Annotated in this window: 12 protein-coding genes and 1 riboswitch; of the genes, 6 read left to right on the forward strand and 6 right to left on the reverse strand. The window is 41.1% G+C overall.

Annotation, left to right across the window (positions count from 1 at the left end):
• Positions 1-286 precede the first annotated feature (286 nt).
• Positions 287-1,237: an endonuclease/exonuclease/phosphatase family protein gene (locus QQK21_RS03925; RefSeq protein WP_284190897.1), complete on the forward strand. Its 951-nt coding sequence runs from the start codon at positions 287-289 to the stop codon at positions 1,235-1,237.
• 54 nt (positions 1,238-1,291) lie between these two features.
• On the opposite strand, the gene eat is transcribed toward QQK21_RS03925, so the two are convergent.
• The 4 genes from eat to QQK21_RS03945 all read right to left on the reverse strand — a co-directional run bounded on the left by eat (position 1,292) and on the right by QQK21_RS03945 (position 5,997).
• Positions 1,292-2,698, reverse strand: a complete 1,407-nt coding sequence (gene eat, locus QQK21_RS03930) for an ethanolamine permease (RefSeq protein ID WP_284190898.1) — start codon at positions 2,696-2,698, stop codon at positions 1,292-1,294.
• Between the two features lie 19 nt (positions 2,699-2,717).
• Positions 2,718-3,584, reverse strand: coding sequence for an ethanolamine ammonia-lyase subunit EutC (gene eutC, locus QQK21_RS03935; RefSeq protein ID WP_284190899.1), 867 nt, complete (start codon positions 3,582-3,584; stop codon positions 2,718-2,720).
• Positions 3,577-4,989, reverse strand: a complete 1,413-nt coding sequence (locus QQK21_RS03940; RefSeq protein WP_284190900.1) for an ethanolamine ammonia-lyase subunit EutB — start codon at positions 4,987-4,989, stop codon at positions 3,577-3,579. Before QQK21_RS03940 ends, eutC begins: the two co-directional genes overlap by 8 nt.
• Before the next feature lie 303 nt (positions 4,990-5,292).
• Complete coding sequence (locus QQK21_RS03945; protein WP_284190901.1) at positions 5,293-5,997, reverse strand: hypothetical protein; 705 nt, start codon at positions 5,995-5,997, stop codon at positions 5,293-5,295.
• A gap of 429 nt (positions 5,998-6,426) precedes the next feature.
• On the opposite strand from QQK21_RS03945, the gene QQK21_RS03950 reads away from it, so the two are divergent.
• From QQK21_RS03950 to QQK21_RS03970, 5 genes are all read left to right on the forward strand, one after another.
• A complete protein-coding gene (locus tag QQK21_RS03950) occupies positions 6,427-7,038 on the forward strand; it encodes a helix-turn-helix domain-containing protein (RefSeq protein WP_284190902.1) in 612 nt (203 codons plus the stop codon).
• Positions 7,031-7,894, forward strand: a complete 864-nt coding sequence (locus QQK21_RS03955) for a queuosine precursor transporter (protein ID WP_284190903.1) — start codon at positions 7,031-7,033, stop codon at positions 7,892-7,894. The genes QQK21_RS03950 and QQK21_RS03955 overlap by 8 nt, the downstream gene beginning before the upstream one ends.
• 3 nt (positions 7,895-7,897) lie before the next feature.
• Entirely contained in the window at positions 7,898-8,716 is an 819-nt protein-coding gene (gene queF, locus QQK21_RS03960; protein ID WP_284190904.1) for an NADPH-dependent 7-cyano-7-deazaguanine reductase QueF, read from the forward strand.
• A gap of 198 nt (positions 8,717-8,914) precedes the next feature.
• Positions 8,915-8,992: riboswitch (cyclic di-GMP riboswitch) on the forward strand.
• A 19-nt stretch (positions 8,993-9,011) separates the two neighbouring features.
• Positions 9,012-9,308: a hypothetical protein gene (locus QQK21_RS03965; RefSeq protein WP_284190905.1), complete on the forward strand. Its 297-nt coding sequence runs from the start codon at positions 9,012-9,014 to the stop codon at positions 9,306-9,308.
• Positions 9,309-9,636: 328 nt separating this feature from the next.
• The gene (locus QQK21_RS03970) at positions 9,637-10,002 is read left to right on the forward strand and encodes a hypothetical protein (RefSeq protein WP_284190906.1); all 366 of its coding nucleotides are present in this window, start codon (positions 9,637-9,639) and stop codon (positions 10,000-10,002) included.
• 319 nt (positions 10,003-10,321) lie between these two features.
• On the opposite strand, the gene trhO is transcribed toward QQK21_RS03970, so the two are convergent.
• Both trhO and yghU read right to left on the reverse strand, forming a co-directional pair.
• Positions 10,322-11,302 carry an oxygen-dependent tRNA uridine(34) hydroxylase TrhO gene (trhO, locus tag QQK21_RS03975; protein ID WP_284190907.1) on the reverse strand — a complete coding sequence of 327 codons (981 nt, stop codon included), beginning with the start codon at positions 11,300-11,302 and terminating at the stop codon, positions 10,322-10,324.
• 165 nt (positions 11,303-11,467) lie between these two features.
• Positions 11,468-12,325, reverse strand: a complete 858-nt coding sequence (gene yghU, locus QQK21_RS03980; RefSeq protein ID WP_284190908.1) for a glutathione-dependent disulfide-bond oxidoreductase — start codon at positions 12,323-12,325, stop codon at positions 11,468-11,470.

The raw sequence follows: 12,325 nt of genomic DNA on the forward strand, positions 1-12,325 counted from the left end.
ATCTTGTCATAACTTGTTAATAATTCTGGACTTACCATGCAATTTTGGCTGCTACTCTGGTGTATGCTCCGACAGACAGTCTGATATATTATTGCGGTTAGAAAAGTCGAATTTTTATTTCACTGTCTAGGAGGGAAGCTTACTCAGCATACTTTGGTAAGCCTCTTTAATCAGAATCAGCCAAGCCGCCTATAAATTAGGTTAAACTGAAGATAGGTAGCTCACCTGTGGTTTGTATCTCTGGCACTGGTGTGTACAGTTGGTTGTGAATAAGCGGGGAAAGGTTTTGCTTACGGAAAGAAAACTGACATTTGCTACGGCTAATCTATTTAATTTTATTCAACCTCCAGATGCGTTTTATGATTTTGAAAATATCTATTCGAAGCAAGAATGGGAAAAAAAATGCCGTTGGACAATGGACGCTATTAGAACTTTAGACGCTGATATTATTGCTCTTCAGGAGGTGTTTAGTATAGAGAGTGTGCAAAAAATGCTTCGCCAACTTGGCTTCGATCATTTTGTCTGCGTAGACCATGCTCATGTTGAAAGCGACTACATCTACAGCCACCCCGTTGTAGCTCTAGCATCCAAATACCCCATTTTGCATTCAAGTGCCGTTACGACGCCTCATCATTTGTTCGCGGGGTATGGCATTCAAGATATGGAATTTAGCCGCTTACCTATTCATGCGGTAATTAATGTACCTGATGTTGGGCAGGTGGCAGTCTATACGTGTCATTTGAAGTCTCAGCGAGAGACACCGGAAAAAAATGGCGCGCAGAGGCATGCTCTATTGGGACAATGGCTATCGAGTCAACAACGAGGTTGGGAAGCCTTGATGATAAAAATAGCGATGGAGAAGAATTACAGTGAACATCCTATGCCCACAGTCCTTATGGGGGATTTAAACCAACCTCTTAATAGTGATAGTGCAGGGCTATTGATCAAATCACTTGAGCAGGGAAATGGTCAATTGGTACTGCGCGACAGTTGGGATATTATTAACCAAGGATTGCCTAATAGGTTTCGTCCAGCCACACATTATCACTTTTCTACGGGTAAAGTATTAGACTACATTTTGCTTTCTCAGGAGTTTCAGCCCGATTCGCACTTTTCTATGGCGGATATTATTCACTATCGGACCCTAGATTCTCATTTGATTAACCCTAGCTTTGAACACGATAGCCAAGCAAGTGACCATGCTTTTGTTGCTGTCACTGCTCAGTTCGTTCTTTGATTTTACATAGGTTGAAATAGGCAAAAACACCAAATTCTTTGCCTATTTCACATCTTAACTGGAAAATTCTGTCTCCAGTTCCTGTTCTGCCAATGCGAGCATTTCAAATTCTTCTTGGGCGCTTGATGCAACTAGGTTGTGTCGGCTGTAAACGAAATAGTAAGTGACGCCAAGAATGTATAAGACCATTGTCATGTAAAAAGCGGTGGGAGAAAATGCGTAAACACCTGTCATGGCCACTAAAGATAGAATGAAAGAGAGAGTGGGTGTAAATAAACCTCCCGGAGTTTTATATGGGCGTACTAGATCCGGCATCTTAATGCGCAACAAAATGTGACTTAATGACATTAACGCATATGATATGGTCGCACCGACGACCGCCATCGCTAATATAAAATCACCTTCGCCCGAAAGCGATACAACAAGCCCCAAAACACCGGGCAGTACTAGCGCTTGAGTGGGTACCTTGTGTTGATTGGTTAGTGATAGGTTTTTGGGCAAATAGCCCGCTCGGGATAGGGCAAACACTAGCCGGCTATAGCCATACATTATTGAGAAAAAGGAGGCGATAAGTCCGGCGAGACCGAGAATATTGACCATAGTGGCAGTAGATGCATAACCACTTATATTTAGGGCGTCAACTAAGGGGACTGAACTTTCACCTATCACTTTAGCACCAACAGCACCTGCCAGTAGAAATACGACTAGTGCTGCTGTGAATAATAAAAAAACCATGGCACCAATGATGCCTTTAGGAACATCTTTGGCCGGATTCTTCGCTTCTTCGGCTGCGAGTGGTACACCTTCTACTGCCAGATACAACCACATCGCAAATGGAAGGGCCGCCCACACACCATACCAACCCATAGGTAAAATTTCATTTGCTTCATAAGTAACCGGAGGGAGGTCAAATAGGTTGTTGACATCAAACTTGCCTATTAGTGCCACGGCGGTCATGATAATGGCGATAACAGCAAGAGCGCTGATGATCATCATGACTTTTAATGCTTGTCCGATACCCGACAGGTGAATCGCAATAAAGACGAAGTAGAAGCAAGCATAGACAATTGGACCATCTATCCCAATGAGCTCGTTCATTGCAGAGCCAATAAAAATCACTATTGCTGCGGGTGCTAAGGTATATTCAATTAATACCGAAAGGCCGGTTATATATCCACCGAGCGGTCCCATAGCTTGACGAGCAAAACTATATCCACCACCAGCCGTCGGTATTGCGGCAGACATTTCAGCTAATGATAGGACGAGTGTGAAATACATAAGAGCCATGGCGAGTGCTGCAATGAGAAAGCCGGCCCAACCAGCTTGGGCAATGCCAAAGTTCCAGCCAGCAAAATCGCCAGATATGACATATGAGACACCTAAACCAGCAAGGAGTATCCAACCAGCTGATCCCCGCTTAAGCTGCCTCTTGGCAAAATAATTCTGATGTTTATCAGACATGATAATTCCCTCTATCATTTTATTTTTTTGACGTTAAAAAATGGGTAGGAGCATTGTTTTCAAGGTTATACTCATCGCTGTGGTCGCTACGATCTTTTAGATAAACACCCGATACCTGCTGTTGAAGTGATTCGGTTAGAAGGTAATGTGCTTTTTCACACGCTTTGTTATAGCTAAGCCCCTCAGGACGGATATTTGAAATGCAATTTCTTCTGGAGTCTTGTGTCCCCCGAGCAGGATACCAAGTGATATATAGTCCCATACTGTCGGGAGAAGTCAGTCCGGGACGTTCTCCGATAAGAATCAAGCTTATTTTAGCCTTGTAGCATTCTCCAACATCGTCACCACAAGCTACGCGTCCTTGCTTGACAATGGTGATTGGCGCTAAAGTCCAACTGTATTTAGGGTCATTTGCCAGTAGGGAGATCAATCGTTCAATCACAGCAGCAGCGTGGTTTTGTATCGCAACTGAAGACAACCCATCCGCGATGACAATGGATAAGTCATAGCTATTTTTGGAAGAGTCTCGATGATTGATGAGCTTTTGCATAGAAACATCATCAAGTTGGCGGCCAAGATCGGGACGTTGCAGGTAGATTAACCTATCGGAAACCTTGCTATTTACGACTAGAGGTAAACAAGGGGTGTGATTTGTTATAGTACCTTTAGCACAAAGCTGCGCTACCAATTGTTCGATATTGAGTGGCCTATGCACAGCATCTCGCGCTTTGGCGTGGTCAAGCTGAAATGCAAGCATTTCATCCGTTGGTATGCTGTTTCCTGCTCGACCTAATGCTATTCTTGCTGAAGTAAACTGGCGTAGTGACTGCCATGGATTATCGGTAACTTGCGAAATGTCGCTGCTTTTTTCTGGGCGGTTATCCATTGGCTTTATCCCGACGAAAAGTAGGTAGTGAGGAGGAAAAGGATTTCGCTATCCCTTGAGCGAGAAGAACTTTGTCGACGTCTTCAAAAATATTCATCTCCATGAGCCAACGCTCAAATTCTGGCGCTGGCTTGAGGCCGAGCACTTTCCGGGCATATAAAGCATCATGAAAAGATGTGGTTTGGTAATTGAGCATAATGTCGTCCGAACCGGGTATACCCATGATGAAAGAGCAACCAGCAACACCAAGCAAAGTGAGAAGGTTGTCCATATCGTTCTGATCTGCGTATGCATGATTGGTATAGCAGACGTCACACCCCATCGGTAAACCAAGCATCTTTGCACAAAAATGGTCTTCTAATCCTGCGCGAATAATTTGCTTCCGATCAAACAAGTATTCCGGCCCTATAAAGCCCACCACCGTATTGATGAGAAGTGGTTCAAAATGTCTTGCAACAGCGTATGCTCGCGCTTCACATGTTTGCTGGTCTACACCGAAATAGGCGTTTGCTGAAAGTGCGGTCCCCTGACCTGTTTCAAAATACATGCAGTTGTTGCCAACATTGCCACGATTGAGAGAAAGTGCTGCTTCATGAGCTTCTTTTAAGATATTGAGATTGACTCCAAATGCTTGGTTTGTGCCTTCCGTTCCTCCTATTGACTGAAATACCAGATCAACTGGAGCTCCCTTCTCAATTGCCTCAATAGTGTTGGTGACATGAGTCAGTACGCAAGATTGAGTAGGTATTTGATAATGCTGAATGACGTCATCTAACATACCAAGCAGCTTGATTGTTTGTGGGACGTTATCGGTAGCTGGATTTATGCCAATCACAGCATCACCATTCCCATACATCAAACCATCAAAAATAGTGGCTGCAATTCCATCAAGAGAATCTGTTGGATGATTGGGCTGTAGCCTAGTGGACAGCCTACCAGGTAACCCAATGGTATTGCGAAATGCAGTATGAACATGGCATTTTTTTGCGACCGATATAAGATCTTGATTACGCATTATTTTACTAACTGCAGCAACCATTTCCGGTGTCAGGCCAAGGCGAATCTGGTTGAGAGTTTCTGTATCTGCATTTTCACTGAGTAACCAGTTGCGAAAATCACCGACGGTCAAATGAGATATTGGGCGAAAAGCTTGTGAGTCGTGGCTATCGACAATAAGGCGAGTGATCTCATCGTCTTCGTAAGGAATCACCGACTCTTGCAAAAAGGCTTTGAGCGGAAGCTCTGCGAGCGTCATCTGAGCAGCGACACGTTCTGTTTCTGAACCCGCACACACTCCAGCCAGTAAGTCGCCAGACCTTTCTGGTGTTGCCTTAGCCATTAAGTCCGCTAGAGAACGGAATTGATATATTTGATCTCCTTGGTGCCAGCGGTACTTTACTGTCATCACATATTCTCCTATCTATCAATATTGCCTGCGCTATCCGTTGACTCGGGTGGATGGAAAGGTTCCTGATACGCTCGATAATTTCAAGCAACTTAACTGGCTTTTTATACTAGAGGTTAGTTTTGTCAATAATTTCAGATGATTAGCTGTTTTTTGGCTGAATAAGATAGGAAAACAAGAAAATAAAAACTGAGATAAGTGTCTGATTTTCCTTATCCCAGTTTTTATCACATGTTGTTTGTGACACAAGGTTGAAGATTGGTTTAGTTTATTATGAGGTGGGTAGTTTATATGACTTAAAGATTAATTATCATGTCTAGTTATATTTACTCCTCTTAAGCAATTAATGACCTCTTCACACCGTTTTTGAGATAGTTTGGTGTTGTCGGAAAGATAGTAGGACTTCCGTTGCAATATTTGCTCAGCAATTAGCTTGATTTCCACAGGGAGGTGTTGAGTGGTTCGGTAGTATAACGTATCAATAAGCGCAGGTGTGATGTCAAAGTCTCGTAAGCAGTAAATCAATTTGTGATATAGCTTGTTGCGACTTAAAAGCTGGTTTTGAATTTGGGTATCAGATTTTTGTTCATAGCTTGAAATAGGTACGTCAAATAAGCGAGTCAGCCAAAGCTTAGCGGCAACTTTCTCTGTTGTGTGGTTTGAACTTTTTTCAAGTTGGTGACGGCAAGCACTTAATACCTGATGAAACATATACTGCTTGATCAATACTTCGCATTCTTCCGGATTTAACTGGCGAAAAAAACGCCATACGTGAGCCCTAATAACACGCGTCGCCGATTTGGTTTTCCAGATTTTATCGCTAAGATTTTCAATATCATATTGACTGATGCTAGTGACATTGTAGCCTGATTTTGATAACCACTGCCGAGGGCTTTGTTGAGATTTATGAATGTTCAATATGACTTTTATTGATTGTTCCAGTGATGGTGAGAAACGAGAGGAATCTCCCAGAGAAACAAATATTGGACTAATCGAGATGATCTTCATTTTTTCGTAATTTCGGTATGCAGAAGATAAAAGTAGAGCATATCTAACATTAATGATGTAAATGAAAACTCATGAAGTATCAATGAAATTTACGCTAATCAAAGAATAAAATTTCTATTTTTTATCTTTTAACATCAGGTTTGATTTTATAAAAAATCTTGCTATCCAGAATAATTTGTTGATATTCATATTCTTATCATTTTTGTGAATAGCTAGGGCTCTTCATCATTATTTATGCCTTTTCCTGAAAATACGTCTCTATGTTGAAACAAAGGACATTTTTTGACCTAAAATTAATGATCAAAACTCCATATTTTGACATGTGTAATGCATTTATGTTTACGTAGTAATATGACTTAGTATATGTTCCTGATATCATAATGAAATCTGGTATTGTTATATCTGTACTGATTTCAATTAGGGTGTCATATGAAAAGCAACAGTGAGCAACTGGCTATATTAAGGGATAATATCCAGTTTGGTCTGTATCAAGGAAAAGAGACTAAGGCTTCATTGAGTAGAAAAACGGGTATTACCCGATCTACGATATACAAAATATTGGATGGTAAAGTTGAACGTGTTCAAGCAGCAACAGTCGAAAAGATTGCGGATTTTTTTGGGACCACTTGTTACATAATCCAAAATGAATCCCTTGAATCACACTATATGGAATCACAATATATTGGGTCACCGTTGTCATCAATAGATGGTAATAAAAACCCAATTGCAGTTCCGATTTTGACGGAACATGAGTTTGTGTTGAAGGGAGATCACTTCATCAGCGAAATGGTGACGGACTATCCTTTAACGTACCACTTTTCCCAAAGCAAAAACGTTGTCGCTATTCAAATTGGAAGTTCACTTTCACGTTATTATACAAGAGGTAATCTACTGATCGTAGACCGCTCAAACCGCCATGTGGAGCATTCTAGTAAACTGATTGTTCGAGATAGCCATTTGTGCTCAATTTCCTCTGAGGAACCACTAGAACTTAAAGATTACTTTTTCGGAAGCATTCTTGAGGAGCGCTATTGTGTTTAATAATAAATACAAACTGATTGGTTTTAGTGAAAATCCCACTATGACCGCAAGTATTATGATAAAGGGTACGGGGAAAGTGGTTGATATTCCACCAGCTGAGCTACTAAAAAGTGATGTTGCCGATGATCTTAATCGTAATGAATTAGTTGAAGTGTGTAAGAAGGCATATTCAAAATCGAGCTTTGAAGGTGCATATGAATTAGAAGACAGGCACGAAAATTACTGGATGAGTTATTCATTTTTAGTTTTATGTTTATGCTCACTCTTTACTCTTTCTAACCTTACGGGTATCAAACCCATAGAAATTTTTGATACTGGTCTAGTGGTTCCAATCGCTATTTTTCTCTATCCTATTTCATTTATTTTTGTTGATATTTTGAACGAATTTTATGGGTTGCGGTTAGCGAGAAGAGCGATTATAAAATCAACTTCAGTCAATGCTGTAATTTTGGCCTTTATTTACTTGTCTACACTTGTTCCAAGTATAGAAGCATGGCGAGTAATGGATGAGCAATATTTAACGCTTGTTGCTAGTATGATGTCTGTTTTTGTTGCTTCTCTTAGTTCATATTTTGTTTCAGAGAATATTAATGCTTATATTTTGAACAAGATTAAGCACATAACAAATTCTCGATGGTTAGCGGTTCGAATTATTACAAGCACCAGTATTGCTTCTATAGTAGATAGTGCTTTGTTTATTGGTATTGCCTTCTATAATGTGATACCTAACGACGTGCTCGTCGTTATGTTCTTGAGCCAAGTGTCTATCAAGGTTCTTTATGCGTTACTAAGTGTTGGACCTATCTATTACGCTAGAAAACTGTTTTCTCGGTTAATTAATGTCAAGGAGTTGTAATCAATGGCAATCTATAACAAGAATCTAGGAAAAAAGACAGAGTATGTCTCTCAGTACAAGCCCGAGTTACTTGATCCAATTCCTCGTGCGAGAGGGCGCGCCGAGATCAAAGAGTGCATTCAGGCGACACACGCTGGTTTCGATTTGTGGACAGCATTTGAGCTTTCTTGGCTAAACAGCAAAGGAAAACCCATGGTTGCCATTGGAGAGTTTGTGGTTCCCCATACCTCGGAGAACTTGATTGAATCCAAATCTTTTAAGCTGTACCTCAATAGCTATAACCAGACTCGATTTGATTCTCAAGAGCGAGTGATGCAGCAAATGCGAAAAGATCTTAGTCAGGCAGCTGGAGCTGAAGTATTGGTTTCGTTTATAGCGGTTGACAAACCACAGGAAACGTCAGTCGACAATGCAGTGAATTGTATTGATGATCTGGATATTACGGTGGATTCATTTGACTACGACGAAGATGCTCTGCTGGGGGCAACTGAAGATCAATACGTTACAGAATCTTTGTGCTCCCACCTTCTTAAATCCAACTGTTTGGTGACTAATCAACCTGATTGGGGAAGTGTATATATTCGTTATTCAGGAGCAAAAATTGATCATGAAGCACTACTACGCTATTTGATTTCATTTCGTCAACACAATGAATTTCATGAGCAATGCGTCGAGCGTATTTACTCTGATATTAAACGTTGTTGCAAGCCAGAAAAACTCACCGTTTTTGCGAGATATACAAGGAGAGGAGGTCTTGATATCAATCCATACCGTAGCGATTTTGAAAGCGAAATTTGTTCGTCAAGAAATCCTAGGCAGTAACTCTGTTCAGCGGGTTTAACATCATTAAAATAGGGGCCAAGTAATTGGCTTCCTTAGACTAAAGAGTGAAACACAAAGGCTATTAAGGGTTTCATTCTGGCAAAAGTAACACAGAACTTAGAATGCAAGAAACTGCCTAAAAGCGAATAAAAATCGGAGTTTTTTCGTTCATGTCTGATGTTGCCTATACTTAATACAGGACAAACTGGGCAAACCTGTCGCGAGGCGGGGACGCAAAGTGACAGCACAGCTTTTGCTGTGGGCTGCATTGCATTAGCTTTAGGGGAACCTGACTATGCTTACATTACCCACTTCATTAACGAATCAATTCAAACAGTGCATCCTAACGACTCGAATCTTAAAGAAAGAGTCTGTTCCATTCCATCAGTTGATTAATGGCTTAAATGGCTATTCAGGTCTTTTGGCTATGACCAATGAACACCTGTTGTGTTGTTGTGATAAAGCAACACTAAATGAATTCCGTGAGACAGGAGTTATGTTTAATGGCCACTTATTTAAACTTAATGAGCTAGACGCATTGACTATTACGGAAGCTCCAGTGTTTGCAAATGCGACCAAAGCGCTCAAATAGTTTGTGTAATTGACGGTTCACTACTTTTTGCACTTTTAGCTTTCTAAATTCAATTTGAGTAGAAGGAGGAGACACTTCTCTAGAGTAAATATTCTGAATGTGTAGAATCCTAGTTGGTGATTAGTTCATTAAATTATTGAAATGCTTGATTAAAAACCTGAAATTTGTTGAATTTATGTGATTTATAACTATAGAATTTGGACTAGTCCATCAAAATACATGATGGATATGGAAATGGATGAAAAACAAAACTTCACATGTATTCACGCCACAATATTGTATCAAGCGTTTATATTAACGACGTCTAATTCAGCTAGGAAAAATAACTATGATAACAATAGAGCGTAATGAGTCCTTGTTTCAGAACATGGTGAGTCACACAGACAAAGATGATTCTACAGTCGGTGTGACAATATTCATGGGAGAGAAAATTCTGACAGGAGAACTTATATCTGAACGCCGATACTTTGAGCTTGTCAATGAATACCTTCAAGACAGTACAGAAAACCTTGCGTTTGATTGTCAGCTCGCACTGACAAGGGATAATTCTGGAGATAGCCAATATTTTCATTTGAAGAATGCAGTTTATATTGATTCTCATGGACGCTCAATGCCCGCAGAGGGATGTCTTTTGCGAGGTAGGGTATCTGTTGTCCAAGCGGTTTCTATTGGATCGTGGCTGCTGCCTAAGTGATATTGATTCACTACATACAAAGTAGCCTGTTTCTCACTGTAACTTTGAATGAAAAAGCACTTCTTTTTGCTGACCAAAGCTTTAGTCAGTATAGCTTTAGGTTATTCAGTCATCGATAGATGACTGTAGCCGTTAAAAAATCTCTTATAAATCGGCTACCGACATATATAGTACTGTTTTTAAGCGACCTAATAGCCCCAAAATAGAGTGTTGTGGTGAGCTGCTCAATAGACTTTGAGCAGCCACTTTGAAGATAGAGTGAGTAGCCCTCTATGTCTCTATGTATAGAAGGCTACTCAATATTAGGTACCGTCACTAATTACTTTGATTTTCTTTGCAAATTTTTTCGAGTTATTTTTTCTTGTCGGCGTTGCACAATAATTTGTTCAGCGTTGCCACCGACGTGTGACTCGCCACGAGCCTTAGCTAACTGGACTTGCTTTTCCCGTTCCCGGAATCGAGCTTTTTGTTCTTCGGTATGCTTATCGACACATTTAGGGCAACTCACTCCTTTTTCAAATAGGGGAGATTGCATTTCTTGCGAAGTGATTGGCAGTCGGCACGCATTACACATTTCATAGTGGCTTTTTTCTAGCTGGTGATTCACGGCGACGCGACCGTCAAACACGTAGCAGTCACCTTGCCATAGACTTTCCTCTTCTGGTACTTCTTCAAGATATTTTAGAATGCCTCCCTCGAGGTGGTACACTTCTTCGAAACCTTGTTCTTTCATATAGGCTGTTGATTTTTCGCAGCGAATACCTCCGGTACAGAACATGGCGACTTTCTTGTGTTTCGTTGGATCCATGTTTTCGGCAACATAGTCAGGGAAATCACGAAACGTATCTGTATTAGGATTAATCGCGTTCTTAAAGGTTCCTATCTCTACCTCGTAGTTATTACGAGTATCGACAACATAGACATCAGGGTCAGAGATTAAATTATTCCACTCACTGGGCTTGACGTAAGTACCAACCACATGCCGAGGGTCAATGCCTTCAACTCCCAGGGTAACAATCTCTTTCTTCAGTTTGACTTTTGAACGATGAAAAGGCTGATGATGATCGTAAGATTCTTTATAGACTATGTCTGCGAGTCGTGAATCTTGTCTAAACCATGCTAAAAGTGCATCGATACCTTCACGGTCCGATGCCACAGTGCCATTAATCCCCTCGCCGGCAAGCAGCAGAGTGCCTCTGATCTGATGGTTTTCCATCAGTAAGCGAAGGGGTTCTCTAAGATCTTTGTAATCTTCCAAACGCACAAATTTATACAAGGCGCATACAACGTAATTTGTCATGACTTTTCCTATTTAGCGAGCTGGATCGTAAATCCAGAGCTGTGATTTAAATCAAGCGCAGTATATCGGAGTGTCTAGTCAACAAATACAGACAATTAATAAGGGTAAAAGAAGGCGAGTACCGAGGAGAGCTGCCATATTTATCATATGGCAGATGTGTAATGACTATGGTTTGAGGGTTAGTACCTTGTCTATGTCCTCGCTGCTATGCCTTTCTGCAACTTGTTCCCAAGCTTCCCCCCAGGTTCGGTTAACAATACGCCCTCGTTCTACCGCTGGACGGCTTGCTACTTTTTGTGCCCATCGTTTAAGGTTCTTATAGCTGTTAACATCCAAAAACTCTCCGGCATCATACAATTTACCCAGCACAAGACTGCCGTACCAAGGCCAGACCGCAATATCTGCAATACTATAGCTATCACCTGCGATAAACTCGTGCTGTTCTAGTTGTTTATCTAATACGTCAAGTTGTCGTTTCGCTTCCATGGTAAAGCGATTGATCGGATACTCATATTTTTCCGGAGCATAAGAATAGAAATGGCCGAAGCCCCCTCCGAGATAAGGCGCTGAGCCTTGTAGCCAAAATAGCCAGTTCAATACTTGGGTTCTAGCCTTGATCTCTTTCGGCACAAAGTGACCAAATTTTTCAGCAAGGTAAAGAAGGATGTTGCCTGACTCAAAAACATTAATATCGTCTTTGTTTGAACGATCAATCAGTGCGGGAATTTTGGAATTGGGATTAATAGAAACGAAACCTGAGCCAAATTGATCGCTCTCTCCAATTTTTATAAGGTGAGCATCATATTCAGCGTCTTCTACGCCAAGTGCGAGTAATTCCTCGAGCATAATTGTCACTTTTTGACCATTTGGCGTTCCCATGGAATACAACTGCAATGGGTGCTTACCTGATGGTAATGACTGGTTGTGACGAGCGCCAGAATCCGGCCGATTGATATTCGACCATTGGCCACCATTCTCATTATTCATCGCCCATACGGTTGGTGGTACATATTTGTTCGTCAT

The sequence above is a fragment of the Vibrio zhanjiangensis genome (assembly GCF_030161235.1).
In the GTDB taxonomy this organism is placed as follows: Bacteria; Pseudomonadota; Gammaproteobacteria; order Enterobacterales; family Vibrionaceae; genus Vibrio; species Vibrio zhanjiangensis.